Raw genomic sequence first — 26,212 nt, forward strand, 5'->3', positions numbered from 1 at the left:
TTCTGTTCCGCTTCTCACGCTGATTAAGGTGCGGTTTACTTAAACGGGGCTGTTTTTTGTCGTTAACTGCTGTATTTATTATTAACATTTTATTTTTACAGCGTAGACGTCATGTTTTTGGCCGGTGCAATTTTTATTTTTACTCTTGTTTTGGTTATCTGGCAGCCGCGCGGCCTGCAGATTGGCTGGAGCGCCTCTATGGGTGCTGTGCTGGCCCTGCTTACCGGCGCGGTCAGCGTCAGCGATATTGCCACCGTCTGGCAGATAGTCTGGAACGCCACGGCCACCTTTATCGCCATCATGATTATTAGCCTGCTGCTGGATAAGGCTTTAGCCGGGCCTCAACGCTGGCCTTCGTGATGGCCGCCGGATTTATTGCCGATACCGCCAGCCTGCCGCTGGTGGTTTCAAACCTGGTGAACATCGTGACGGCGGACTATTTCCAACTGGGCTTTAATGATTACGCACGGGTCATGGTGACGGTCGATCTTGTCGCCATTGCGGCCAGCCTGGCAATGCTGCATCTGTTCTTCCGCCGTGATATTCCCGCCGTCTATAGTACCGAACGGCTTAAGACGCCTCAGGAGGCCATTCGCGATCGGCGCACGTTTAAAGCTGGCTGGATGGTGCTGGCGATACTGCTTATCGGCTTTTTTGTGCTGGAGCCGCTCGGCGTGCCGGTAAGCCTGGTCGCAGCGGTGGCCGCGTTAATCCTCTGGCTGGTTGCCCGTCAGGGAAAAATTATTGATACCGGCAAAGTCTTGCGCGGCGCGCCGTGACAAATTGTGATTTTTTCCCTCGGCATGTATCTGGTAGTTTACGGCCTGCGTAACGCGGGCCTGACCGGATTTCTGACCGCCCTCCTCAATCAGCTGGCTGAACAGGGTATTTGAATAGCCACGTCTGGCACGGGCTTGCTTACCGCGGCGCTTTCTTCGGTAATGAACAATTTGCCAACGGTATTAATCGGTGCGCTATCTATTGATGCCAGTGATGCGCAGGGGGTAGTTAAAGAAGCGATGATTTACACCAATATTATCGGCTGCGATCTCGGCCCCAAAATTACCCCGATCGGCAGCCTGGCAACACTGTTGTGGCTGCACGTACTGGCGCAAAAGGATATTCGTATCAGCTGGGGCTACTACTTCCGCGTGGGTTTAGTCATGACGCTGCCGGTTTTACTGATAACGCTTATCGCGCTGGCGCTGTGGCTGTCGTTATAATCTGTCCGTGGCGACTTTTGAGAGGCTTTAATGACTATTACTATCTATCACAACCCGAAATGCGGGACCTCACGCAACACGCTGGCGCTGATTCGCAACAGCGGCGAGGAACCACGCATTATTTATTATCTTGAAACGCCCCCTTCGCCGGCAGAACTGGCGACGCTGCTTAAAAATATGGGCATCGGCGTGCGCGATTTATTACGGAACAATGTCGAGCCTTATGCCACGCTGGGGCTGGAAGAAGATCGTTTTAGCGATGAGCAGCTTATCGGGTTTATGGTGCGCTATCCGTTGCTGATTAATCGCCCGATTGTGGTTACGCCGTTGGGTACCCGGCTCTGTCGCCCTGCGGAAAAAGTCCTGGATATTCTGCCAAATCCGCAGCAGGGAATGTTCAGTAAAGAGGATGGGGAAATCATCATTGATGCGACGGGAAAACGCGTAAAATAGCGGAGTCTGACTGGCCGCCATCGTACAGAACGATGGCGGCCAGTCCCCGGGCTGCCTCTGCCTGCTAGTGACACTGGCCGGTTATACCATCTCGCCCGTTGGGACAAATATCCGAGGCGGGGATCAGTGACGCCACACCCCATGAGCAACCCGTAAGATATAAACAGACCACCAGCATTAATACTTTTTTCATGGCTCCCCTTCTGATGCGCCTGAGTATCTTGTTATCTGCGCACCTATTATAGGCGCTGTTTTCACTTTCGCAGCCGACGCATTACGATTTTACGCAGCAGACTGGCTTAGCACGCTGCTCCGCCGCGAAGCCCTTCCTCCCGGCGACTCTATCCCATGTGCAGCCGCGCATTTTATTTCTCCGGCGAAAAAATCCTTATGGTATGGAACCAGGCAAAGCCGCTGCCCGCTCAGCTATGTCTATTTTGGAGGATTTCATATGCAAGGTCCGCCATCTTTGCTGCGGATTTTCCACAACGGGAAAACAACGGGTGCATTTAAGCCAGCCCCCATACGGGGGAATTTTCCTGTGGTGCAGAACGAACAGACTTTTTGATGACAGTATTAGAACCTAATACAATGTGGAATTATACAGGTGCTAATTTCTGTTATAAGCATCATCATATATTTTTAGCACAGCAAATTTATAAATATAGTAACCACCAACCATTCCTAAAATGCAGCATCCAGCCCATATATACTTTATGCTTTCATTCATGAAATACAGTAGCCCGATCGCCAGCGCAGCCGATGAAACGCTCACTCCCATACCCAAACCCTGCAAGATACGTGAAGCTATAATTAATGAGGTTTTTTTTATATTCATACTGACTCAAAAAAGTATTTGCATACTTGGTTAAATTTATTTCTATCGCGCATCGACAAACTGCACGCATCTTCAAACGGGCGCACTTTGTCCTCAACCAAAAAATAAAGCAAATATGGGTGATTATTTTTTTAACTCGTCGAAATCAATCTTTTGAACAAACTGATCGACAAACACATGGATAATTTTTTCCATTGTGCGTCGATTCAGTGCGCCAGTTTTAACCAGGCACATAAACCGCGCGCGATCGTCAAAATTTTCGCTTCTGTGCTCTGTATCCAGAAAATCATAGCCGAGATAGCAAAAATCTACAGGCAGGTTGATAAAACCCTGAAACAAGCCTCGCAGATAATTACTGTCTACGTTGATAGCGTCGGCCATTCTTTTTGCTAACTCTTTCGCTCCATCCATGAGTGCATCCCCAGAGTGCATCCTAAAAGCTAAAATTACGGCCATATACTAACGCAATTAACCATGGTAAAAAACCCACCGATTTGGGCATCGTTAATAGACCAGGCGGGTATGCGAAAACGAAAAAAACCGCTCAATGGCGAGTTGATATAATTTGCCGACATATCAAATTAAGCTAAAAATTATGCTATTTAGTTCGGTTTTGCAAAACTTCATGCAAAATTCGCTGCCTTTTGTTGCAATCGTATTCTCGATAATGCGCATAGCTCACATCCTCTGAATAGCACCACAGCAGCCAGGCTGCGCTGAAGTTAAATTATTATGGCTCACCTCTATAAAAAACCATCATTCCGAATGGTTTGGTCTCTACAACCCCTAAACCATGAGCGATCATGTCAATGGTATACGGCGTGGTAGTTTCAGGCTTCACTCCCTAAATACTGACGGCTCTGGCGTCTCATGGGGCTACATAACTTTTTACAGGGCCTCTGAGTTCCAGGTACTAAGAAGGTCACTACTAAACCGGAAGAAAGTTCGTGTGCCAGGCGGAAATGGGTTGATGGCCTATGGCCGGATAAATGTACGCGGCATTCCTGATTTCTCAAAGTGGCTTGAAAAAGCGAAATAGCGGTTTAACCTGTACGTTTTGAAGAAAGATGCATGAAAAAATCACCTGCATAGCAGGTGGCATTGATTGCGCCCCTGAGGGGCGTACTAAATGCCCTAAAAAGAAGTCTCTGCCAGTTCTGTTAGATTTAAATCCAAAGACAATAAGGCAGAGCCAACTTCTTGCTGACCACCTCCATAGGAGGTGGCATTCTGATAAGAGTGAAAAAGGCCCGCCGTAGCGAGCCTTTGAGTTATGACGTCTCGGTCAGGCGCAGGCCAGTTCGAGCCGTTTGCCCAAGGCTGCCAGCGCCTTTTGAATGGTATCGATTTTTGTCGAATGATGCAGGTCGAGAACGCGCGTTATCTCCTGCGGGCGAGTACCGATAAGGCGCGCCAGCTCAGCGTTAGTTACTTGCTGCTGCACAACAGCATTAAGCAGCAGCACTTTAGCCGCCACGCTTGCGGGAACCTCCACAAAATCCTCACCGGTCAGCGATGGCTGGGGAACCTTGCGGCGATCTTCAAAGTAAAAATCAAACGCCGTCACCAAAGCATCTTGTGCCATTGCCAGCGCTTCCTCTTTGGTTTCCCCGCCCGTCATTGCTTCAGGGATATCTGGGAAGAATACTGCCCATCCGGTTTCGTCATGCTCGAAAGTTATTGGATATCGCATAGTGAATAAGTGAACCACTGCGAGTAACCAGCCCCGAAGGGCTGGTATTTATTTAATGCCTAACTGCTTGAGGATTGCTTTCCTCAGCGGTTCCGAGATTTCCTTTCCCGGATGCCTCGGCATTATCGTTTGCTTGCCGTTGAGGTAGATTTTAAGGTGGTTCGTACCGTTCTTAAATTCTGCCCCTTGAGCGGCCAGCCAACGCTGGAACTCGCTTTGCTTCACTACCTCCTCCTGTCTGTTTAAACTGAGATAACTATAAACATTTTTGTTTATAGCATCAAGAAGAAGGGTAAACTTTTTTGTTTATATCACGGCAGCACTTATTATGAGTCTTTCGGGCCTGTGACGGAGAAGCGCAGAAAAAATCACTTATTGGCGCAATCAAAAAGCGCTGTCCCTCCCTGGCTTCTCTGCTGATGTCTGGCTGGGCTTCTATAACCAGGCCGAGTACAAACAGGAAAATGCGATCGAGTTCGATATTAAAATGCCAGCTAACGTGGCCTGCGCTCAGAGAGAGGGCTAGCTCATTCCCGACGCGCATTTATAAGGACGGCACGCAGACGCTGCAGGTGTGCTGATGGAACTGAAAATGAGAAAGCCTAAAAAGCGACAAAACACACTGGCTTTTATTTTTGAAGGATTAAGCGAATGATTGCAATTGCAAAACTGGCGCGCCGTATGCGCACCGCGGCCTTAGTACCGTATCAGTTTAAATAATTATTATAGTTCAGTTTTAAGCCAGCTCTGCTTTTAAAATGCGAGCCGCTCATGTGTGGTATCGAATGGCCAGAATGGTGAGCTTAGAAGATTGGGCTAAAGATGAATTTGGAGATGATGCCTCCAGTCTGCGTACATTAAAGATGTACGCGAAAGGTAATAACGGTTTAGCCTGTACGTTTTGAAGAAAGAAGCATGAACAAAAAAGCCAACATAAATTTAACATATTATGTTGGCTATATGTGACTAATCAGCGATTACATATTGCTGATCATCGCGTCGCCAAACTCTGAACATTTCAGCAGCTTAGCGCCTTCCATCAGACGTTCGAAGTCATAGGTCACGGTTTTGTTGGCGATCGCGCCTTCCATGCCCTTAACAATCAGGTCTGCGGCTTCGAACCACTGCATATGACGCAGCATCATCTCAGCGGAAAGGATCACTGAACCTGGGTTCACCTTGTCCTGACCGGCATATTTCGGCGCGGTGCCGTGGGTCGCTTCGAACAGCGCGCACTCGTCACCGATGTTCGCGCCCGGAGCAATACCGATACCGCCAACCTGCGCCGCCAGGGCGTCAGAAATGTAGTCACCGTTCAGGTTCATACAGGCGATAACGTCATATTCAGCCGGACGCAGCAGGATCTGCTGCAGGAAGGCATCAGCGATCACGTCTTTAATCACGATCTCTTTGCCGCTGTTCGGGTTCTTGATTTTCACCCACGGGCCGCCGTCAATCAGCTCACCGCCGAACTCTTCACGCGCCAGCTGGTAGCCCCAATCTTTAAAGGCACCTTCGGTGAATTTCATGATGTTGCCTTTATGTACCAGCGTCACGGAATCGCGATCGTTGGTAATGGCATATTCAATCGCCGCACGTACCAGACGTTTGGTGCCTTCTTCAGAGCAAGGCTTCACGCCGATACCGCACTGCTGCGGGAAGCGAATTTTAGTCACGCCCATCTCTTCCTGCAGGAACTTAATCACTTTATCCGCTTCCGGCGTACCCGCTTTCCACTCAATACCGGCATAGATGTCTTCGCTGTTTTCACGGAAGATCACCATATCGGTATCCTGCGGACGCTTAACCGGGCTTGGCGTGCCCTGATAGTAGCGAACCGGACGCAGACAGATGTACAGGTCCAGCTGCTGACGCAGCGCAACGTTAAGAGAGCGGATACCGCCGCCAACCGGCGTGGTTAACGGGCCTTTGATGGCAACGCGGTAATCCTTAATCAGGTCAAGGGTTTCCTGCGGCAGCCAGACATCCTGACCATACACCTGAGTCGATTTCTCACCGGTGTAAATTTCCATCCAGGAAATTTTTCGCTCGCCGTTGTAGGCTTTTTTCACAGCGGCATCAACCACTTTGATCATGACGGGAGAAACGTCTACGCCAATGCCATCACCCTCAATGTAAGGGATGATCGGATTAGCGGGAACAACCAGCTTTCCCTGATCGTCAAGAGTGATTTTCTGACCTTCCGCCGGAACAACTACTTTGCTTTCCATTAACCTCTCCTTCGAGCGCTTTTTTGTTAATGATTTGTAAGATGCGCGTCAATACTACTTGAATATTGCCGTCACGCCAATCATCTCAATTTCGCGTTATAATGCGCCCATTCAGGTCAAGTGCAAAGCTTATGCGTAAAACAGTTGTTAATAATCACCGTGTTAAACGATTCAACCGCCCTTCCGCTTCGCAGCCGCAGCATAAAGGCCCGCGGCGTGTGATCGTTTTTAACAAACCCTATGATGTTCTGCCGCAGTTTACCGATGAGGCGGGACGCTCCACGCTGAAAGATTTTATTCCGATCGGCGGCGTTTATGCGGCAGGCCGTCTGGACCGCGACAGCGAAGGTCTGATGGTGCTGACCAACGATGGCGCGCTGCAGGCAAAGCTGACCCAGCCTGGCAAGCGTACCGGAAAAATTTACTATGTTCAGGTAGAAGGCGAGCCGGATGACAGTGCGCTGCTGGCGCTGCGGCGTGGCATTAATCTGAAAGATGGCCCCACCCTGCCCGCCGAAGTGGAAAGAGTCGATGAGCCCGCCTGGCTGTGGCCGCGTCAGCCGCCGATTCGCGAACGTAAATCGATTCCCGTCAGCTGGCTTAAAATCACCCTGTATGAAGGACGTAACCGCCAGGTGCGGCGCATGACCGCGCACGTTGGCTTTCCTGTTTTGCGTCTGATTCGCTATGGTATGGCGTCGTTAACGCTGGATAATCTTGCGCCGGGCGAATGGCGCGACGTTACCGCTAGTTTTTAACCGGAGCAGCCTATGTATAAACCGCACGTTACCGTAGCCTGCATTGTGCAGGCGGAAGGCGAACTGCTGGTGGTGGAAGAAACCATTAACGGCAAAGCGACCTGGAATCAGCCTGCCGGGCATCTGGAAGCGGATGAAAGTCTGCTGCAGGCCGCCAGCCGCGAACTGTATGAGGAAACCGGGATACAGGCGGAGATGACCAGTTTCCTCGGCGTACAGCAGTGGACCGCGCCGGATAACACGCCTTTTATCCGCTTTTTGTTCGCCCTGGATCTGCCGGAGCGCCTGGAAACCCGTCCGCAAGACAGCGATATTGACCGCTGCTGGTGGCTGCCGCCGCCGCAGATTTTAGCGGCAACGCATCTGCGTTCGCCGCTGGTGGCGGAAAGCGTGCGCATCTGGCAGAGCGGCGTACGTTATCCGCTGTCGCTGGTGCGGTTTTATCGATAATGGCTTTCCGGTCAGGCAACGTCCGCGCCGGGGATGCGTCTGTGGCGGACGCGTGCTAGAATACGCCGCCTGTTTTTGTTCCTTGTCGTGAGTGTGTCATGTCTGACAACAGCCAGAAAAAAGTGATCGTCGGGATGTCCGGCGGCGTCGATTCTTCCGTTTCCGCCTGGTTACTGCAGCAGCAGGGCTATCAGGTGGAAGGGTTATTTATGAAAAACTGGGAAGAGGACGACGGCGAAGAATATTGTACCGCCGCGGATGATCTGGCCGACGCCCAGGCCGTTTGCGACAAACTTGGGATGAAGCTGCATAAGGTTAACTTTGCCGCCGAATACTGGGATAACGTCTTCGAACATTTCCTGGCAGAATACAAGGCTGGCCGTACGCCAAACCCCGATATTCTGTGCAATAAAGAGATCAAATTTAAAGCTTTCCTGGAGTTCGCAGCGGAAGATCTCGGCGCAGACTACATTGCTACCGGCCACTACGTGCGCCGCCAGGACAGCAACGGCAAAAGCCGACTGCTGCGCGGCCTCGATGGCAATAAAGATCAAAGCTACTTCCTCTATACGCTCAGCCATCAGCAAATCGCGCAAAGCCTGTTTCCGGTCGGTGAACTGTCGAAGCCGGAAGTGCGCCGCATTGCCGAACAGCTGGAGCTGGTGACCGCGAAGAAAAAAGATTCCACCGGCATCTGCTTTATCGGTGAGCGCAAATTCCGCGACTTCCTCGGCCGCTATCTGCCTGCGCAGCCGGGCGCCATCGTCACCGTTGACGGCCAGACGGTGGGCGAACATCAGGGCCTGATGTACCATACGCTTGGGCAGCGTAAAGGGCTGGGTATCGGCGGGATGAAAGAGAGCAATGACGATCCCTGGTATGTAGTGGACAAAGATGTCGCCAGTAATCGCCTGATCGTCGCGCAGGGCGCCGACCATCCGCGTCTGATGTCAACAGGATTGATTGCGCAGCAGCTGCACTGGGTCGATCGTCAGGCGCTGAGCGAGCCGCTACAGTGCGTAGTGAAAACCCGCTACCGTCAGGAAGATATTCCCTGCGTAATCACCCCGCTGCATGATGATCGCATCGAAGTGCGTTTTGAACAGCCGGTCGCCGCCGTAACGCCAGGCCAGTCCGCCGTGTTTTACCTGGGCGAAATCTGCCTTGGCGGCGGTATTATCGAGCAGCGTTTACCGCTGGTGCCGGCATAACATCGCGTGCGGCTTGCGATGTGTATACAGGAGTAACCGTGGCTAAAAATTATTATGACATCACGCTGGCGCTGGCAGGGATCTGCCAGTCCGCGCACCTGGCACAGCAGCTGGCCCATCAGGGCCAGTGCGATGCGCAGGCGTTGCAAACCTCATTGAGCAGCCTGCTCGATCTTAACCCCTCTTCCACTCTGGCGGTTTACGGCAACGATGAGGCCCGGTTGCGTTTTGGTCTTGAAACGCTGCTGGCGGTGCTGAGTAATCCAGCCCGTCAGGGACTGAGCGCGGAACTGACGCGCTATACCCTAAGCATAATGGCGCTGGAACGTAAGCTAAGCGCCAACAAATCCGCCCTTAATACGCTGGCCCAGCGCATTGCTCAGCTCGATCGTCAGCTAAGCCATTATGATATTGAATCCGAGACGATTATCGCCGCTATGGCCGGGATTTATGTGGATGTTATTAGCCCGCTTGGTCCGCGCATTCAGGTAACAGGGTCGCCTGCGGTGCTGCAAAATTCTCAGGTGCAGAATAAAGTGCGCGCCGCCCTGCTGGCGGGTATCCGTTCCGCCGTGCTCTGGCGCCAGACTGGCGGTGGCCGTCTGCAGCTAATGTTTAACCGAAATAGCCTGATCCATGAGGCAAAACGTATTTTAGCCGGTATGCCCTCGGCCTGATCGGGCCGAATGCACCAAACCTTTAGTTAACGATCCAGGAGTTGCTCTGATGGAATTATCCTCTCTGACCGCCGTCTCACCTGTCGATGGTCGTTACGGCGAAAAAGTCAGCCCACTGCGTGGCATTTTCAGCGAGTACGGCCTGCTGAAATTCCGCGTTGAGGTTGAAGTTCGCTGGTTACAAAAACTGGCCGCGACCGCAGAGATCAAGGAAGTTCCTGCTTTTGACGCCGACGCAAACGCTTACCTTGATGCGATTGTGGCGAATTTCAGTGAAAATGACGCTGCGCGCATCAAAACCATCGAACGCACCACTAACCACGACGTAAAAGCGGTTGAGTATTTCCTGAAGGAAAAAGTGGCCGAGGTGCCGGCGCTGCATGCCGTCTCAGAGTTTATCCACTTTGCCTGCACCTCCGAAGATATTAATAACCTTTCCCACGCGCTGATGCTGGAAACCGCTCGTCGCGAGGTGATCCTGCCCTACTGGACGCAGCTGATTGAGGCGGTGAAAGATCTGGCGCAGCAGTATCGCGATATTCCGCTGCTGTCGCGTACCCACGGCCAGCCTGCAACGCCGTCCACTCTGGGTAAAGAGATGGCCAACGTCGCTTACCGTATGGCGCGTCAGCTGCGTCAGCTGGAACAGGTAGAGATTCTGGGCAAAATTAACGGCGCGGTCGGTAACTATAATGCCCATCTGGCGGCCTATCCGGAAGTTGACTGGCATCAGCTGAGCGAATCTTTTGTCACTTCGCTGGGCATTAGCTGGAACCCCTACACCACGCAGATCGAGCCGCACGACTATATCGCCGAACTGTTTGACTGTATCGCGCGCTTCAACACCATCCTGATCGATTTCGATCGTGATATTTGGGGCTATATCGCGCTGAATCACTTCAAACAAAAAACCATCGCTGGCGAAATCGGCTCCTCCACCATGCCGCACAAGGTGAACCCGATCGATTTTGAAAACTCGGAAGGCAACCTCGGCCTGGCGAATGCGGTTATGCAGCATCTGGCGGCCAAGCTGCCGGTTTCGCGCTGGCAGCGCGATCTGACCGATTCCACCGTGCTGCGCAACCTGGGCGTTGGCGTTGGGTATGCGCTTATCGCTTATCAGGCGACGCTGAAGGGCATTTCTAAACTGGAAGTTAACCGCGATCGTCTGCTGGCGGAGCTGGATCAGAACTGGGAAGTGCTGGCGGAGCCGATTCAGACCGTTATGCGTCGTTACGGCATTGAAAAGCCGTATGAAAAACTGAAAGAGTTGACGCGCGGTAAACGCGTGGACGCGGCCGGAATGCAGGCGTTTATTGATAGCCTGGCGCTGCCGGAAGAAGAGAAAACCCGCCTGAAGCAGATGACTCCGGCTAACTACCTGGGCCGCGCTGTGCAGATGGTTAACGATCTGAAGTAACTTTCTGTCCCGGATGCCATGCGTCCGGGATTATTCCTGCGTTAACCCCCGGTTTATTCGCTCTCCCCTATACTCAGCTCAAAATTATCGGTAAAGGAAAGTCATATGCGCGTCTTGGTTGTAGAGGATAACGCTTTGCTGCGTCATCATTTGTCTGTACAGCTACGTGAAATGGGGCATCAGGTCGATGCGGCTGAAGATGCGAAAGAAGCGGATTATTTTCTGGCTGAGCACTCTCCCGATATTACGCTGGTCGATTTGGGCCTGCCCGATGAAGATGGCATGACGCTAATTCGTCGCTGGCGCGGTCAGGAGGTTAAGCAGCCGATTCTGGTGCTGACCGCCCGCGAAGGCTGGCAGGCCAAAGTGGAAGCGCTGGAGGCCGGTGCGGATGATTATGTCACCAAGCCTTTTCATATTGAGGAAGTGGTGGCGCGTATGCAGGCGCTGATGCGGCGCAACAGCGGGCTGGCCTCGCAAATCATTAACCTTGCCCCTTTTCATATCGATCTGTCACGCCGTGAACTGACGGTGAGCGACCAGTCGATCAAGCTGACCGCCTTTGAATACACCATCATCGAAACGCTAATTCGTAACGTGGGCAAAGTCGTCAGTAAAGATTCGCTGATGCTGCAGCTGTATCCCGACGCGGAGCTGCGCGAAAGCCACACTATTGATGTGCTGATGGGCAGACTGCGCAAAAAAATTCAGGCGGCTTATCCGCAAGAAGTGATTACTACGGTGCGCGGTCAGGGCTACCGCTTCGATATTTAACCGCCGATGAAGATTCTGCAAGGTAAACGCCCTTTTTCGCTCCGTGCCCGTTTTCTGTTAGCAACGGCCGCCGTGGTGCTGATCCTTTCTCTCTCCTATGGCATGGTTGCGGTTGTCGGCTATATCGTCAGCTTTGACAAAAACACCTATCGCATTATGCGCGGCGAAAGCAACCTGTTTTATACCCTTGCCCAGTGGAATAACAACCAGCTAACCATTGCCCAGCCGAAGCAGTTAACGCTGAATTCGCCCACGCTGGTTTTTATTTATGACGAACGCGGCAGGCTGCTGTGGCAACAGCGTGACGTGCCGGAAATTCGCCATAAAATCCATCCTGACTGGCTGAAAAAGCCCGACTTTTACGAAATCGATACCAGTAATCAAACCAGCCGTGAAGCGCTGGGTAATGACCAGGCGGCCAAAAGCAAGCTGCACGACTACGATGATAACGGCAACGGCACCTTTACCCACTCGGTGGCGGTGAATCGCTATGACGCCACCACCAGCCTGCCCGCGCTGACTATTGTGGTGGTTGACTCTATTCCCCAGGAGCTACAGCATTCCGATGTGGTCTGGTCATGGTTCAGCTATGTGCTTCTGGTTAACCTGCTGCTGGTGATCCCGCTGCTGTGGCTGGCGGCGCACTGGAGCCTGCGTCCTATCGGCACGCTGGCCAGCCAAATCCGCGAGCTGGAAAGCAGTCAGCGTGAAGCGCTGGATCCCAATCCGCCGCAGGAGCTGCGCAGCCTGGTGCGCAACCTGAATCTGTTGCTGGAAAATGAACGCCAGCGCTATACGCGCTACCGCACCACCCTTTCTGATTTGACCCATAGCCTGAAAACGCCGCTGGCGGTGCTGCAAAGCACGCTGCGCTCGCTGCGCGGCGGTAAAAATCTTTCGGTTGAACAGGCGGAACCGATCATGCTGGAGCAGATCAGCCGCATCTCGCAGCAGATCGGCTACTATCTGCATCGCGCCAGTATGCAGGCGGATCACAATCCGTTAAAACGCGAACTGCATCCGGTTTCCGCCCTGCTGGACGGTCTCTGTTCGGCGCTGAATAAGGTCTATCAGCGCAAAGGCGTCTCGCTGTCGCTGGATATTTCCCCGGAGATTACGTTTGTGGGCGATCAGAACGATTTTATGGAGGTGATGGGCAACGTGCTGGACAACGCCTGTAAATATTGTCTGGAGTTTGTAGAAATCAGCGCGCGACAGACCGATTCCAGCCTCCAGCTGATTGTGGAAGATGACGGACCCGGCATTCCCGAAAGCAAACGTGAAATGATCTTTCTGCGCGGCCAGCGGGCGGATACGCTGCGCCCAGGTCAGGGGCTGGGGCTGGCGGTGGCGCGTGATATTCTGGAGCAGTACGCGGGCGATATTGAAGCCGGAACCAGCCCGCTTGGCGGCGCGCATATGAAAGTGATTTTCCAGCGGCAGGAAGTCGAACATAACCTTGAGTAGAACCGCGCCGCCGCTGTTATACTTGCTGCAATTTCTCGCCTGTACTGGAAAACCTTATGGACTATCAGCTCGATCTTAACTGGACCGACTTTTTACAAAATTATTGGCAGAAACGCCCGGTCATCCTGAAACGCGGCTTTAAAAACTTCCTCGATCCTATCTCTCCGGATGAGCTGGCGGGACTGGCGATGGAGAACGAAGTAGACAGCCGACTGGTTAGCCAGCAGGACGGTAAATGGCAGGTTAGCCACGGCCCGTTCGAAAGCTACGATCATCTGGGTGAACATAACTGGTCGCTGCTGGTCCAGGCGGTTAATCACTGGCATGAACCCTGCGCCGCGCTGATGCGTCCGTTCCGTTTTTTACCAGACTGGCGCATCGACGATCTGATGATCTCCTTTTCGGTGCCCGGCGGCGGCGTTGGCCCGCATCTGGATCAGTATGACGTCTTTATTATTCAGGGCACCGGCCGCCGTCGCTGGCGCGTAGGCGAGAAGGTGGCGCTTAAGCAGCACTGCCCGCATCCCGATCTGCTGCAGGTCGAGCCGTTTATCGCCATTATCGATGAAGAGATGGAGCCGGGCGATATTCTCTATATTCCGCCGGGCTTCCCGCATGAGGGCTATTCGCTGGAGAACGCGCTGAACTATTCAGTGGGTTTCCGTGCGCCAAGCGGGCGCGAGCTGATCAGCGGCTTCGCCGATTTTGTGCTGGCGCGCGAGCTGGGCAGCCGTCGCTACAGCGATCCGGAGATTAAGTCGCGCGACTGCCCGGCAGAGATTCTGCCGCCGGAAATCGACGGCATCCGCCAGCTGATGCTGGAGGTTATCGATCAGCCGGAACAGTTCCGTCAGTGGTTCGGCGAGTTTATTTCGCAGTCGCGTCATGAGCTGGATATTGCGCCGCCGGAGCCGCCCTATCAGCCCGATGAAATTTATGATGCGCTGCAGCAGGGCGATAAGCTGACGCGCCTTGGCGGGCTACGGGTGCTGAAAATCGGCGACGCGGTGTTTATTAACGGTGAGCAGCTGGAATCAGCCTGGCCAGCGGCGTTAAACGCTTTGGCGGCTAAACAAACGCTGAGCCTGGATGATTTTGCCGACGCGCTGGACGATCCCGCGTTTCTGGCGCAGCTGGCCGGGCTGGTCAACAGCGGCTACTGGTATTTCAACGAAGGGTAAGATGGCCTTACGAAGTCAGATGCCGGTGACAGCCGGTGACTGAGCGAGGGCAACGCCTGTGGCGGCTGGAGTGATACCAGCCGCCTTTTTATTATTTTTTCTCTGCCGCCAGCCGGGCAATACCGATAATCACCTCGACCGTTTTTTGCATAATATCTAACGAGGCAAACTCGTGTTTGCCGTGATAGTTATAGCCGCCGGTAAAAATATTTGGACAGGGCAAGCCTTTAAAAGAGAGCCAGGCGCCGTCGGTGCCGCCGCGAATCGGCTTCACATCCGGCTCCACGCCGCAGTTGCGCATCGCCTGCAGCGCCAGCTCAATGCTGTGCGGATGCGCCTCGACGATTTCCCGCATATTGTAATAGCTGTCTTCTACCGTCACATCGATATAGCAGTCAGGATTCAGCCCTTTACCCACGCGTCGGGCAATATCAATCAGCTTCTGCTTACGCGTTTCAAAACTGTCGCGATCGAAATCACGCACGATATAGCTTAGCTCCGCGCGCTCCACCGAACCTTTAACGCCATGCAGATGATAAAAACCCTCATAGCCGCTGGTAAACTGTGGTTTTTCGGTCGCGGGCACTTCGGCATGAAAGCGCATCGCCAAATCAAGCGCGTTAACCATGACGCCCTTCGCCGTGCCGGGATGAACATTATTGCCGACGATTTTTACCGTTACCGAGGCGGCATTAAAGTTTTCAAACTGGAACTCTCCCAGTCCGCTGCCATCCACGGTGTAGGCCCAGTCCGCGCCAAAGGCGGCGACATCAAAATGCTCGGTGCCGCGTCCGACTTCCTCATCAGGCGTAAAGGCGATGCGAATTTCTCCGTGCGGAATATCGCCCTGCGCCAGCTGCGCCATCGCGGTCATAATTTCCGCCACGCCAGCCTTATCGTCCGCACCGAGCAGGGTTTTACCGTCAGTGGTGATCAGCGTATGGCCGCTCAGCTGATGCAGTATCGGAAACATCACCGGCGACAGCACCTCTTCACCGATGCCGAGCGCAATATCCCCGCCGCGATAGTTCTCAACAATTTGTGGATTAACATGTTTGCCGCTGAAATCGGGAGAGGTATCAACGTGAGAAATAAAGCCGATAACCGGCGTAGGATAATCCACATTTGCCGGTAGGGTCGCCATTACGCAGCAGTGTTCGCTGAGGGTCACCTCCTTCAGCCCCAGCGCAGTTAATTCTTTCTGTAACTCCCTGGCCAGCTGCCACTGCCCTTCCGTGCTGGGAACCTGACGCGCATGCGCGCGCGACTGTGTATCAAACGAAACATAGTGTAAAAACCGGTCGAGTAGCGTCGTCATCTTTCTTCTCTCTCAATGGCAGTGAGCTATTATGGGAAGCCTGCGTTGCCAACATATTGCGTCAGGTCATAGTGTTAAAGCGTAGTGTGCAAAAAGACAAATCGCTTTTTTATCCGGGGAAATAGCGGTTATTGACCTGTGAGCATGGAATTAGCGTGGTTTTCAGGTATCATCGCGCCCCTGACTTTGTTGGCTGGTCGACCGTAGCGGCTGGCTCTACACACCTACAGGCAGCCTGACTGCCGATAACTTCGGGCTGAGTGACTAAAATGACGCAAACACGCGCGCAAACGGCGCTGGTTACGCTTTCTGGCATCAGTAAAGCTTTTGACAGCAAAGAAATTATTGCCGATTTTAACCTGACCATACAGCACGGCGAGTTTATTACTTTGCTGGGTCCCTCTGGCTGCGGCAAAACCACTATCCTGCGCCTGATCGCAGGCCTTGAAGAAGCCGACAGCGGCGAGATCGTTCTCGACGGTGAAACGATTACCGCCACGCCCGCCGAACACCGCCACGTTAATACCGTTTTCCAGAGCTATGCCCTGTTTCCGCATATGTCGGTGTTTGAAAACGTCGCTTTTGGCCTGCGCATGCAGAAAACGCCGGCGGCCGACATCACCGCGCGCGTTAACGACGCGCTGGCGATGGTGCAGCTGGACAGTTTTGCCGATCGGCGTCCGCACCAGCTCAGCGGCGGTCAGCAGCAGCGCGTCGCCATTGCGCGCGCGGTGGTGAATCGCCCCAAAGTCCTGCTGTTGGATGAATCGCTGTCGGCGCTGGATTACAAGCTGCGCAAGCAGATGCAGAACGAACTAAAAGCGCTGCAACGCAAGCTGGGGATCACGTTTGTGTTCGTCACGCACGATCAGGAAGAGGCGCTCAGCATGTCGGATCGCATCGTGGTGCTGCGCGACGGACGCATTGAGCAGGACGGCTCGCCGCGCGAAATTTATGAAGAGCCGGCCAACCTGTTTGTGGCGCGCTTTATCGGCGAGATCAATGTGTTCGACGCGGTGGTTATCGCCCCGCTGGAAGATCAGCGCGTCCGCGCCCGCGTTGAAGGGCGCGAATGCGATATTCTGGTGCCCTTTCCGGTGACCGTTGGTCAACATCTGCATGTGCTGCTGCGCCCGGAAGATCTGCGCGTTGAAGAAATTAACGACGGTGAAGGCGCGGAAGGCCTGGTGGGCTTTGTGCGCGAGCGCAACTATAAAGGCATGACGCTGGAATCCACCGTTGAGTTGGAAAACGGCAAGCTGGTCACCGTCAGCGAGTTCTTTAACGAGGACGATCCCGATTTTGACCACTCGCTGAATCAAAAGTTGGCGATTACCTGGGTTGAAAGCTGGGAGGTGGTGCTGCCCGATGAAAATAATGCGTAACCGTTTCCAGAAAACGATTATCACGCTGATTGTCGGCTGGCTGGTACTGTTTGTCTTTTTGCCAAACCTGATGATTATCGCGACCAGCTTTCTGACGCGTGATGACGCCAGGTTTGTCCGCCTGGCGCTGACCTTCGATAACTATACCCGACTGCTCGATCCGCTGTATGGCGCGGTGCTGCTGCATTCGCTGAATATGGCGCTGATCGCCACGTTTTGCTGTTTGCTGCTCGGCTATCCTTTCGCCTGGTGCCTGACAAAGCTGCCGGCGCGCATCCGTCCGGTCATGCTGTTTCTACTGATTGTGCCGTTCTGGACCAACTCGCTGATCCGCATTTACGGCCTGAAAATCTTTCTCAGCACGCGCGGCTGGCTGAATGAGTTCCTGCTGTGGCTGGGGCTTCTCGACAAGCCTTTCCGCATTATGTATACCTCGGAGGCGGTGGTGCTGGGCCTGGTGTACATTCTGCTGCCGTTTATGGTGATGCCGCTCTACTCCAGCCTGGAAAAGCTGGATAAATCCTGCCTGGAGGCGGCGCGCGATCTCGGCGCCAGTAAACCGCAAACCTTTTGGCGCATTATTTTACCGCTGACGATGCCGGGCATTGTCGCTGGCTGCCTGCTGGTGTTGCTGCCGGCGATGGGGCTGTTTTTCGTCGCCGATCTGATGGGCGGCGCGAAAAATCTGCTGATTGGCAACGTCATTAAAAGCCAGTTCCTGAATATTCGCGACTGGCCGTTTGGCGCGGCCACCAGCATTGTGCTGACGCTGGTGATGGGCCTGATGCTGCTGTTTTACTGGCGCGCGGCGCGTATGCTGAACAAGAAAGTGGAGCTGGACTAATGGGTAAAACATTACGCAGCGGCTTTATGTTTCTCATTTACGCCTGGCTGTATATTCCAATCATTATTCTGATCGTTAACTCTTTCAACGCTTCGCGTTTCGGCATTAACTGGCAGGGCTTCAGCACCCAGTGGTATGCGCTGTTAGTGAACAACGACAGCCTGATCCAGGCGGCGAAACATTCGCTGGTGATGGGCGTGCTCTCCGCCAGTTTCGCTACGCTGATCGGTGCGCTGACGGCGGTGGCGCTCTACCGCTACCGCTTTCGCGGCAAGCCGTTTGTCAGCGGCATGCTGTTTGTGGTGATGATGTCGCCCGATATTGTGATGGCGATTTCCCTGCTGGTCCTGTTTATGCTGCTGGGCATTTCGCTGGGCTTCTGGTCGCTGTTGGTTTCGCATATTACCTTTTGCCTGCCGTTTGTGGCGATCACGGTCTACTCACGCCTGAAAGGTTTCGACGTCAGAATGCTGGAGGCGGCGCGCGATTTGGGGGCCAGCGAGGCGACCATTCTGCGCAAAATTATCCTGCCGCTGGCGATGCCGGCCGTTGCCGCTGGCTGGCTGCTGAGTTTTACCCTGTCGATGGATGACGTGGTGGTCTCCTCTTTTGTGACCGGGCCAGGCTTTGAAATTCTGCCGCTGAAAATCTACTCAATGGTAAAAGTCGGCGTTTCGCCGGAGGTGAACGCGCTGGCAACCATACTGATGGTGCTGTCGCTGCTGCTGGTTGCCGCAAGTCAGCTGTTGCTGCGTGATAAAACAAAATAAGAGGAAAGAGATGAAAAAATGGGGTTACTGGCTGGCGGCTGGGGCGCTGGCGCTGGGTTTACAGAGCGCACAGGCCGCCGATGATGGTAAGACGCTTTATTTCTATAACTGGACTGAATATGTACCGCCGGGTCTGCTGGAGCAGTTCACCAAAGAGACCGGTATTAAGGTGATCTATTCTACCTACGAATCGAATGAAAGCATGTACGCCAAGCTGAAAACGTATAAAGACGGCGCGTACGACCTGGTGGTGCCTTCCACCTACTTCGTGGCGAAAATGCGCAACGAAGGCATGATCCAGAAGATCGATAAAAGCCAGCTGACCAATTTTCATAACCTCGATCCGAATCTGCTGAATAAGCCGTTCGATCCGAATAACGATTATTCGATCCCGTACATCTGGGGCGCAACGGCCATTGGCGTAAACAGCGATGCGATGGATGCGAAAAGCGTCACCAGCTGGGCTGACTTGTGGAAGCCGCAGTATAAGCAGAGTCTGCTGTTAACCGACGATGCGCGTGAAGTCTTTCAGATGGCGCTGCGTAAGCTGGGTTACTCCGGCAATACGCGCGATGCCAAAGAGATTAACGCTGCCTATGAAGAGTTGAAAAAGCTGATGCCTAACGTGCTGGCGTTTAACTCCGATAACCCAGGCAACCCTTTTATGGAAGGCGAAGTGAATCTGGGTATGATCTGGAACGGTTCGGCTTACGTAGCGCGCCAGGCGGGTACGCCGCTGGAAGTGATATGGCCGAAAGAAGGCGGTATTTTCTGGATGGATAGCCTGGCGATCCCGACGAACGCGAAAAACAAAGCAGGGGCGCTGAAGCTGATTAACTTCCTGCTGCGTCCGGACGTCGCCGCGCAGGTGGCGGAAACTATTGGTTACCCAACGCCGAACCTGGCGGCGAAAAAACTGCTGCCGGCCAGCGTGGCTAACGATCCGTCGCTCTATCCGGCTGAAGAGATCATCAAAAACGGCGAATGGCAGGATGATGTCGGCGACGCCAGCGTTCAGTACGAGATGCTGTTCCAGAAGCTGAAAGCGGGCCGCTAAGGCGTAGCGGGCGCGCAAGCCGCTGTTAATTACATAAGCCCACTCCACCTTTGCTGAAGGTGGAGTGGGAACAAGAAAAATAAATTATAAAACAGGAAGTCAGCGCATTTTCAGGCTTTGCTTTCCCTGAAAAAGCACGGCGTCGGGTAAATGTAATGTATCAGCCGTCAGGTAAAGTGACCCGTAACCGGGAATCAATTCATTTGAGGTAGGTTTGGAATTAACATTAAAATTTAAAATACAATACAGCAACTAAGCGCAGCGACGCGCGGTCAGTTACATCATGGAGGTGAAATAATTATGTTACCTGCTATACCCGCTTACAGTGGCAGAAATCTCTTCTCTTTTGACCAAAAGGCAGATTTTCCGCTTGACCTGAATTATACAATGCGTTCAGGTGCCTGTTTAGGTCTTGCGTTGCACTGGATGAAAATGCATAAACGCGGTCAGCTCATCGCTTTTCCCAGTTCAATGTTACTCCCCAGCACCATTCGGGATGTAGAAAACCTCCAGACTCAGGTTGCTAAATTCTTTCGTCGAGCCCTGCCCTTAACCGGGCTGGCAATAGGCCGAACCAATGTTATCACCACTGATATTCATAATCGCGTATTACAAGAGCTGGCGACGACACCACACCGTTACGAATTAATCAGATTTTATAACCGCAGACAAGGCCATGCCGTTGCCCTCTCCACAATAGGGGGAAACATTGTCTTTTTTGATCCAAACTATGGCTGCGCGACTTTCCAGTACCGCCAACATTTTATTACCTGGTTTATGAATTGTTACTGGAAGCTGGACGGAGGTCCAGGGAGCGCTGGCCCCTGTACCTGCTTTACCATTACCGATTTTAGCTAACCGTTTTTTCCTGACGTCATACCGATAAAAAGGCATGCGGGAAAACAGACCGCTGCCCTGAATATGCGCAGCTTCGTCACGATCGGGCTCTGTCACCGTAGCGAAAGAGCGAGCGGCTGGGCTGCGCAAAGACCGACGTCACACCAGCCGGTATAATCCTTTCTGAAACTTCTCCACCCAGGCGGGCACCACTTCGCTCGCCAGCCCGTAGTGCTTTTCGGCAAACTGATTGCCGACCTGGCTCGGCTCCAGATTCAGCTCAACGGTATGCGCACCCTGCAATTTCGCTTCATGGACAAAGCCCGCGGCCGGATAGACATGGCCGGAGGTGCCGATCGCCAGGAAATAGTCCGCCTCAGAGAGCGCCTGATAAATGTCATCCATCCCCAGCGGCATTTCACCAAACCAGACCACATGCGGACGCAGGCGGGCGGGAAACTGACAGCAGTGGCAGCGGTCGTCAGCGCTTAAATCCCCCGTCCACTCCAGTACCTGGCCGCTCATTTCACAGCGCACCTTTAGCAGCTCGCCGTGCATATGCAGCACGCGCTGGCTGCCGGCACGCTCGTGCAGATTATCAATATTCTGCGTTACCAGCAGAAAGTTATCCCCCAGCACCGATTCCAGCTCCGCCAGCGCCTGATGCGCGGCGTTAGACTGAATTTCCGGCTGCTGCAGCTGACGACGACGCGTATTATAAAACGCCTGCACCAGCGCCGGATTACGCGCGAAGCCCTCCGGCGTCGCCACATCGTCAATACGATGCTCTTCCCACAGCCCGTCATCGGCGCGGAAAGTACGAATGCCCGATTCAGCGGAGATGCCCGCTCCGGTCAACACCACCACCCGCGGCTGCGGATGGGCCGCCAGCTCAGCGTTACGATCGCGTTCAAAAATACGCTGCCGGAAGCGCTGATGCATCTTGCGCCGGGTTTTGCGAAAGCGCGCAATGCGCAAACGGCGACGGGGTGTGCGCATAAAAACTCCTTAAGTTACCTGAGATGCAGGAATGCGGCACCGCGCATTCCGCCCGCATCGCCATGACGAGCCTTTGCAAAGCGCGGCGGCTTTGCCAGCGGCAGCAGATGCGGCTGTACCTGCTCCGCCAGCCCGTCATAGAGCGCTGCAAAATTTGACAGTCCGCCGCCCAGCACTACTAAATGCGGATCGAGCAGGGTCAGCAGATTGCCGAGACAAACCGCCAGCAGCGCGCGAAAACGCTCGGTATGCGCCTGCGCCTGCCGATCGCCCTGATAATAGCGTTCAATAATCGCGGGCGCACTGAGCGTCTGCTGATAAAAATGGTGAAACAGCCAGGAGAACCCCTGGCCGGAAAGACAGGTTTCGATGCAGCCGCGTTTGCCGCAGCCGCACTGCCGCAGCGGAATATCCTGCCCCAGCACCGCGAGCGCATCAACCGGCAGGCGCATATGTCCTGCTTCGCCGGTGATAAAGCTGCGCCCGGAAACCGGCTTGCCGTCAACCACCAGCCCGCCGCCGACGCCGGTGCCCAGGGTAAGCCCCAGCACTATCGGATAAGCCAGGAACTCGTCGTCCCACGCCTCGGAGAGCGCAAAACAGTTAGCATCGTTATCAATGCGCACTTCACGTCCCAGGCGTTCGCTGAGATCGCGCCCCAGCGTCCGCCCCTGCGCCGCCGGAACGTTGGCGGTAAATAGCGTGCCGTCGTCGGGATTCGGCAGGCCCGGAACGCCAATGCCTATGCTGCCGCGCTGGCCGGTAATCGCGTCCGCCTCTGCCGTCAGGCTCATAAAGCTTTCCAGCAGCTGCGCGTAGTCGTCACGCGGCGTCGGGACGCGCTTACTCCATACCAGCTGGCGTTGCGCATCGTAAACGCCAAGAGCGATTTTGCTGCCGCCCATATCGAAACCGTAAAACATCTTTTCACCCATCACGATAGGCTTACTGTCCGCTTAAAACGCGCGCCGGATCGATACGGCTGGCGCGTCGCGCCGGATACCAGCTGGCGACCAGGCTCAGTACGATAGCGGTCGCCAACACCGAGGCCACATCCAGCCAGTGCAGTTCCGAAGGCAGAAAATCGATAAAGTAGATATCGCCAGAAAGAAAATGATGTCCGGTCAGATGTTCAATGCCGCGCATCAGCGGCGTCAGGTTCAACGCGGCCAGCACGCCCACCACCACGCCGCTCAGGCTGCCTGCCAGCCCGGCACGCAGCCCATACCAGACAAAAATAGCGCGGATCAGGCCATCTTTTGCCCCCAGCGTGCGCAGCACGGCAATATCGCTGCTTTTATCTTTCACCGCCATGACCAGCGTGGAAACGATATTAAAGCAGGCGACGCCGATCACCAGCACCATCGCCAGATACATAATGGCGCGGATCATCTGAATATCACGGTACATATAGCCGTAGGTGCCGATCCAGCTGCGGATATAAACGTAGGCGTGCGTTACCTCACCGGCATCGCGCACCAGCTTAACGGCGTTAAAGGGATCGGTCATTTTCAGCGCAATGCCGCTCACGTCGCCCGCCATATCGAGATAGTTTTGCGCATCGGCCAGCGGCACCAGCGCCAGGCTATGATCGAGCATCCCGCTAAGCTGCAGGATGCCGCTGACCTGCAGGCGAATACGCTTCGGCTGCAGCAGCTTATTCTGCCCGTCGCTGTTAGGGATCATCACCGTCAGCCAGTCGCCCTGCCTGACGCCTAACGATTTCGCCGCACCGCTGCCGATAATAATTTGCTGTTTACCGGCGCTGAAGGTGGACCAGGCGTTATTTTGTACAAACTGCGGCAGTGCGCTAAGGCGCTTTTCCTGCGCCGGATCGACCCCTTTCACCTGAATCGCCTGCAGTTTTGCGCCGCTTTCAATCAGCCCGGTAAAGTTGATATAGGGCGCGGCGGCGGCGATGCCCGGCACCTGCTCCATGCGCGGCAGCAGCTGCTGCCAGCCGGAGAGCCGCCCGTTGACCGGCTCGATTTCACCGTGCGGCACCACCGCCAGAATGCGATTATTCAGCTCGCGCTCAAAGCCATTCATCGCGCTCAGGCCGACGATTAATACCGCCACGCCCAACGCAATGCCCAGCGTGGAGATCACCGAGATCAGCGAAACCATGCCCCCACGCCGCCGTCCGCCGCTGAAGCGCGTCGCTAACAGTAAAGATAGCGAAGCCATTACAGCGCTCCCGCCAGCGTAACCTGCTCGCTGAGCTGGCCATCACGCATTTCGCGTTGCGCAGGCAGCCGCTTAGCCAGATGTAAATCGTGCGTTACCACCAGAAAAGCGGTGCCCTGACGCACATTCAGCTCGCCCAGCAGATCGAAAATCGCGTCGGCATTACGGGCATCCAGATTGCCGGTTGGCTCATCGGCCATCACCAGACGCGGATTGTTGACCAGCGCCCGCGCAATGGCCACGCGCTGACGCTCACCGCCGGAAAGCTCGGCAGGACGATGCGCCGCACGTTTTTCCAGCCCCACCGCACGCAGCATTTCCAGCGCGCGATCCTGCGCCTCCTGCTTGCTCTTTTTTCCAATCAGCAGCGGCATCGCCACGTTTTCCAGCGCGGTAAAATCGGGCAGCAGATGATGGAACTGATAGATAAAGCCCAGCTCACGGTTACGCAGCCCGGCTTTCTGCGCCGAAGACATGCTGCTTAGCGCACGTCCGCTGAACAGCACATCGCCAGAGGTGGGCGCATCCAGCCCGCCCAGCAGATGCAGCAGCGTACTTTTCCCGGAGCCGGAGCTGCCGACAATCGCCATCATTTCGCCAGGCCGCATGGTGAAACTGACGTCGCGTAACACGTCTGTCTGCACGCTCCCTTCCTGATAGCGTTTGCACAGTTGGTTACACTGTAACAGATTCAAATCACTCATAGCGTAAAGCCTCAGCGGGTTGTACGGCGGCAGCGCGCCAGGATGGATAAAGCGTCGACAGCAGCGCCAGCGCCATCGCCGTCAGCGCAATGACGGTCACCTGCCAGAAAGAAATATCCACCGGCAGCGTCGCGCCATCAAGAAACATACCGATAACCGGCATCAGATTGTTGAGCTGGCTGGCCAGCAGCACGCCAAGCAGCGTACCGAGCAGCGCGCCGATAATGCCGGCGCTGGCGCCCTGTACCATAAACACCAGCATAATCTGCCGACGCGTTAGCCCCTGGGTTTGCAGAATCGCGACCTCGCCCTGCTTTTCCATAATCAGCAGGCCGAGCGAGGTAATGATATTAAACGCCGCCACGGCGATAATCAGGCTCAGCAGCAGCCCCATCATGTTTTTTTCCATACGCACCGCCTGGAACAGGTCGCCCTTGCGATCGCGCCAGTCTTTCCATACCAGGCCCGACGCCAGCGGCTGCTGGCTGGCGCTGTCCACTTCCAGCGGCTTATCCAGCCATAGCCGCCAGCCGGTGATATTGCCCGCCGGATAACGCATTAGCCGTGAGGCATCCTGCTGGTTCACCAGCATTTGATAGCCATCGACTTCGCTGTTGGCGGCGAAGGTGCCGATCACGTTAAACAGGCGCTGGCTGGGCAGCCGTCCCATCGGGGTAAACTGGCTGGCGGAAGGCACCATCAGACGCAGCTGGTCGCCGCGCTTAACGCCCAGCTGAGCGGCCAGCTGCTCGCCCAGGATGACATTGTATTGCCCCGGCTGCAGCGCCTGCTGCTGTACGTTAACCAGATAAGGCGTTAGCGGATCCGCCTCATCCGGCTGCACGCCAAGCATCACGCCCACCGCCACGCTGCGCGCGCTCTGCAGCACCACGTCACCGGTAGTCAGCGGCGCAATTCGCTGTACGCCCTGTAAATGCAGGCCGCTGGCGAGCTGTTGTTGGGGATTAATGGAGCCTTTGTCGCTGGCGATCAGCGCCTGCGGCATCAGGCCAAGAATATTGCCTTCCAGTTCGCGCTCAAAGCCGTTCATCACCGACAGAACGGTAACCAGCGCCAGGACACCCAGGGTAATGCCGATAGTGGAAAGCCAGGAAACAAACCGGCCAAAGCGGTCTGCGGCACGTCCGCGCATATAACGCAGACCGATAAATAACGCGACAGGTTGATACATGAGATCCGTCTTATGCGTAGCAAAAAGCAAAAGTAGTCAGGATGATAAAGGAGCCGCTTGTTTTATGGAACCTTTACCCGTCCGAGTTAATGTTAAAGATGCATCAGAATTTTTCTGCGGCGCGTAGCCGAACAAAAAAGCCCCCTGCGTCAGCAATATCCACGCGCTAATCTGCACTATACTTGCCCTTAGTATTTAAAGGGTTAACATTGCTGATTAGCCGTGCCGCTGGCACCGGAGCCGCTTATGAGTAAGTATCTAAAAGGCGCTATTGTCAAACATCAGTCTGGTGAAATTCGCGGTGAAGTGGTTGCGGTCTTCGCGCAGGGAAACTTTCCCGCCAGCTATCATGTTCAATGGGACGACGGCACCTGGAGTCTGCATGCGGAAAAAGAGCTGGAGTGGGTAAATAGCGATCGCCGCGCTGAGAGTTATTTCCCGCCTCACGCACGCTAAAGCGCAACACCGCCGGGGACGGAGCAAGTCCGCCGGGCAAAAAGCCTGCCGCAGCAGATGATCCCCGTCGCGTTCTGTGGAATGATT

Annotated in this window: 27 protein-coding genes and 1 pseudogene; 17 read left to right on the top strand and 11 right to left on the bottom strand. The window is 54.4% G+C overall.

Translation table 11 applies throughout. The features are described 5' to 3' along the window. Positions 1-111 precede the first annotated feature (111 nt). Together COO59_RS00475 and arsC are read left to right on the top strand one after the other, a co-directional pair. Positions 112-1,223: pseudogene (locus COO59_RS00475) on the top strand (arsenic transporter). A 30-nt stretch (positions 1,224-1,253) separates the two neighbouring features. Beyond that, the gene (gene arsC / locus COO59_RS00480; RefSeq protein WP_103057886.1) at positions 1,254-1,676 is read left to right on the top strand and encodes an arsenate reductase (glutaredoxin); all 423 of its coding nucleotides are present in this window, start codon (positions 1,254-1,256) and stop codon (positions 1,674-1,676) included. 610 nt (positions 1,677-2,286) lie between these two features. On the opposite strand, the gene COO59_RS00485 is transcribed toward arsC, so the two are convergent. Both COO59_RS00485 and COO59_RS00490 read right to left on the bottom strand, forming a co-directional pair. Next, entirely contained in the window at positions 2,287-2,514 is a 228-nt protein-coding gene (locus COO59_RS00485) for a hypothetical protein (RefSeq protein ID WP_103057887.1), read from the bottom strand. 123 nt (positions 2,515-2,637) lie between these two features. Continuing rightward, a complete protein-coding gene (locus COO59_RS00490; protein WP_240614059.1) occupies positions 2,638-2,925 on the bottom strand; it encodes a hypothetical protein in 288 nt (95 codons plus the stop codon). A gap of 382 nt (positions 2,926-3,307) precedes the next feature. On the opposite strand from COO59_RS00490, the gene COO59_RS00495 reads away from it, so the two are divergent. Further along, on the top strand, positions 3,308-3,553 hold the full coding sequence (locus COO59_RS00495) for a tlde1 domain-containing protein (protein WP_165786467.1): 246 nt from the start codon (positions 3,308-3,310) through the stop codon (positions 3,551-3,553). Positions 3,554-3,799: 246 nt separating this feature from the next. Here COO59_RS00495 and COO59_RS00500 read toward each other — a convergent pair whose 3' ends face one another. From COO59_RS00500 to icd, 3 genes are all read right to left on the bottom strand, one after another. Then, positions 3,800-4,207: a type II toxin-antitoxin system HicB family antitoxin gene (locus tag COO59_RS00500; protein ID WP_103057888.1), complete on the bottom strand. Its 408-nt coding sequence runs from the start codon at positions 4,205-4,207 to the stop codon at positions 3,800-3,802. 48 nt (positions 4,208-4,255) lie between these two features. Next, complete coding sequence (locus COO59_RS00505) at positions 4,256-4,432, bottom strand: type II toxin-antitoxin system HicA family toxin (protein WP_103057889.1); 177 nt, start codon at positions 4,430-4,432, stop codon at positions 4,256-4,258. Positions 4,433-5,184: 752 nt separating this feature from the next. Beyond that, positions 5,185-6,438, bottom strand: coding sequence for an NADP-dependent isocitrate dehydrogenase (icd, locus tag COO59_RS00515; protein ID WP_103057890.1), 1,254 nt, complete (start codon positions 6,436-6,438; stop codon positions 5,185-5,187). 101 nt (positions 6,439-6,539) lie between these two features. Between icd and rluE the strand changes: the two genes are divergently transcribed. From rluE to COO59_RS00555, 8 genes are all read left to right on the top strand, one after another. Then, the gene (gene rluE, locus COO59_RS00520; RefSeq protein ID WP_103057891.1) at positions 6,540-7,196 is read left to right on the top strand and encodes a 23S rRNA pseudouridine(2457) synthase RluE; all 657 of its coding nucleotides are present in this window, start codon (positions 6,540-6,542) and stop codon (positions 7,194-7,196) included. A gap of 12 nt (positions 7,197-7,208) precedes the next feature. Further along, positions 7,209-7,646 (top strand): NUDIX domain-containing protein, encoded by a 438-nt coding sequence (locus COO59_RS00525; RefSeq protein ID WP_103057892.1) that lies wholly within the window; start codon positions 7,209-7,211, stop codon positions 7,644-7,646. A gap of 98 nt (positions 7,647-7,744) precedes the next feature. Continuing rightward, entirely contained in the window at positions 7,745-8,857 is a 1,113-nt protein-coding gene (mnmA, locus tag COO59_RS00530) for a tRNA 2-thiouridine(34) synthase MnmA (RefSeq protein WP_103057893.1), read from the top strand. A gap of 38 nt (positions 8,858-8,895) precedes the next feature. Continuing rightward, positions 8,896-9,534 carry a high frequency lysogenization protein HflD gene (hflD, locus tag COO59_RS00535; RefSeq protein WP_103057894.1) on the top strand — a complete coding sequence of 213 codons (639 nt, stop codon included), beginning with the start codon at positions 8,896-8,898 and terminating at the stop codon, positions 9,532-9,534. Positions 9,535-9,583: 49 nt separating this feature from the next. Then, positions 9,584-10,954, top strand: a complete 1,371-nt coding sequence (purB, locus tag COO59_RS00540) for an adenylosuccinate lyase (protein WP_103057895.1) — start codon at positions 9,584-9,586, stop codon at positions 10,952-10,954. Between the two features lie 105 nt (positions 10,955-11,059). Then, the gene (gene phoP / locus COO59_RS00545) at positions 11,060-11,728 is read left to right on the top strand and encodes a two-component system response regulator PhoP (RefSeq protein ID WP_103057896.1); all 669 of its coding nucleotides are present in this window, start codon (positions 11,060-11,062) and stop codon (positions 11,726-11,728) included. A gap of 6 nt (positions 11,729-11,734) precedes the next feature. Beyond that, the gene (gene phoQ, locus COO59_RS00550) at positions 11,735-13,195 is read left to right on the top strand and encodes a two-component system sensor histidine kinase PhoQ (protein ID WP_103057897.1); all 1,461 of its coding nucleotides are present in this window, start codon (positions 11,735-11,737) and stop codon (positions 13,193-13,195) included. 56 nt (positions 13,196-13,251) lie between these two features. Next, on the top strand, positions 13,252-14,376 hold the full coding sequence (locus tag COO59_RS00555; RefSeq protein WP_103057898.1) for a ribosomal protein uL16 3-hydroxylase: 1,125 nt from the start codon (positions 13,252-13,254) through the stop codon (positions 14,374-14,376). A 91-nt stretch (positions 14,377-14,467) separates the two neighbouring features. Here COO59_RS00555 and pepT read toward each other — a convergent pair whose 3' ends face one another. Beyond that, entirely contained in the window at positions 14,468-15,694 is a 1,227-nt protein-coding gene (gene pepT / locus COO59_RS00560; RefSeq protein ID WP_103057899.1) for a peptidase T, read from the bottom strand. Positions 15,695-15,963: 269 nt separating this feature from the next. Here pepT and potA point away from each other — a divergent pair, with 269 nt between their 5' ends. The 5 genes from potA to COO59_RS00585 all read left to right on the top strand — a co-directional run bounded on the left by potA (position 15,964) and on the right by COO59_RS00585 (position 20,608). After that, positions 15,964-17,079, top strand: coding sequence for a spermidine/putrescine ABC transporter ATP-binding protein PotA (gene potA / locus COO59_RS00565; RefSeq protein WP_103058247.1), 1,116 nt, complete (start codon positions 15,964-15,966; stop codon positions 17,077-17,079). Continuing rightward, entirely contained in the window at positions 17,063-17,923 is an 861-nt protein-coding gene (potB, locus tag COO59_RS00570) for a spermidine/putrescine ABC transporter permease PotB (protein WP_103057900.1), read from the top strand. The genes potA and potB overlap by 17 nt, the downstream gene beginning before the upstream one ends. Next, a complete protein-coding gene (gene potC, locus COO59_RS00575) occupies positions 17,923-18,693 on the top strand; it encodes a spermidine/putrescine ABC transporter permease PotC (protein WP_103057901.1) in 771 nt (256 codons plus the stop codon). Before potB ends, potC begins: the two co-directional genes overlap by 1 nt. A 10-nt stretch (positions 18,694-18,703) precedes the next feature. Further along, complete coding sequence (gene potD, locus COO59_RS00580; protein WP_103057902.1) at positions 18,704-19,750, top strand: spermidine/putrescine ABC transporter substrate-binding protein PotD; 1,047 nt, start codon at positions 18,704-18,706, stop codon at positions 19,748-19,750. A gap of 300 nt (positions 19,751-20,050) precedes the next feature. After that, on the top strand, positions 20,051-20,608 hold the full coding sequence (locus COO59_RS00585; RefSeq protein WP_103057903.1) for a YopT-type cysteine protease domain-containing protein: 558 nt from the start codon (positions 20,051-20,053) through the stop codon (positions 20,606-20,608). Between the two features lie 138 nt (positions 20,609-20,746). On the opposite strand, the gene cobB is transcribed toward COO59_RS00585, so the two are convergent. From cobB to lolC, 5 genes are read right to left on the bottom strand one after another with little or no spacing between them, the layout of a single operon-like run. Then, positions 20,747-21,586, bottom strand: coding sequence for a Sir2 family NAD+-dependent deacetylase (gene cobB / locus COO59_RS00590; protein WP_103057904.1), 840 nt, complete (start codon positions 21,584-21,586; stop codon positions 20,747-20,749). A 14-nt stretch (positions 21,587-21,600) separates the two neighbouring features. Continuing rightward, a complete protein-coding gene (gene nagK / locus COO59_RS00595) occupies positions 21,601-22,509 on the bottom strand; it encodes an N-acetylglucosamine kinase (protein ID WP_103058248.1) in 909 nt (302 codons plus the stop codon). Positions 22,510-22,531: 22 nt separating this feature from the next. Further along, entirely contained in the window at positions 22,532-23,773 is a 1,242-nt protein-coding gene (lolE, locus tag COO59_RS00600; protein ID WP_103057905.1) for a lipoprotein-releasing ABC transporter permease subunit LolE, read from the bottom strand. Then, the gene (lolD, locus tag COO59_RS00605; RefSeq protein ID WP_103057906.1) at positions 23,773-24,477 is read right to left on the bottom strand and encodes a lipoprotein-releasing ABC transporter ATP-binding protein LolD; all 705 of its coding nucleotides are present in this window, start codon (positions 24,475-24,477) and stop codon (positions 23,773-23,775) included. The genes lolE and lolD overlap by 1 nt, the downstream gene beginning before the upstream one ends. Then, positions 24,470-25,669 carry a lipoprotein-releasing ABC transporter permease subunit LolC gene (lolC, locus tag COO59_RS00610; RefSeq protein ID WP_103057907.1) on the bottom strand — a complete coding sequence of 400 codons (1,200 nt, stop codon included), beginning with the start codon at positions 25,667-25,669 and terminating at the stop codon, positions 24,470-24,472. Before lolC ends, lolD begins: the two co-directional genes overlap by 8 nt. Positions 25,670-25,915: 246 nt before the next feature. Here lolC and COO59_RS00615 point away from each other — a divergent pair, with 246 nt between their 5' ends. Next, positions 25,916-26,125 (top strand): hypothetical protein, encoded by a 210-nt coding sequence (locus COO59_RS00615; RefSeq protein WP_103057908.1) that lies wholly within the window; start codon positions 25,916-25,918, stop codon positions 26,123-26,125. Positions 26,126-26,212 lie beyond the last annotated feature (87 nt).

The organism is Mixta theicola, from assembly GCF_002895925.1.
Taxonomy (GTDB): domain Bacteria; phylum Pseudomonadota; class Gammaproteobacteria; order Enterobacterales; family Enterobacteriaceae; genus Mixta; species Mixta theicola.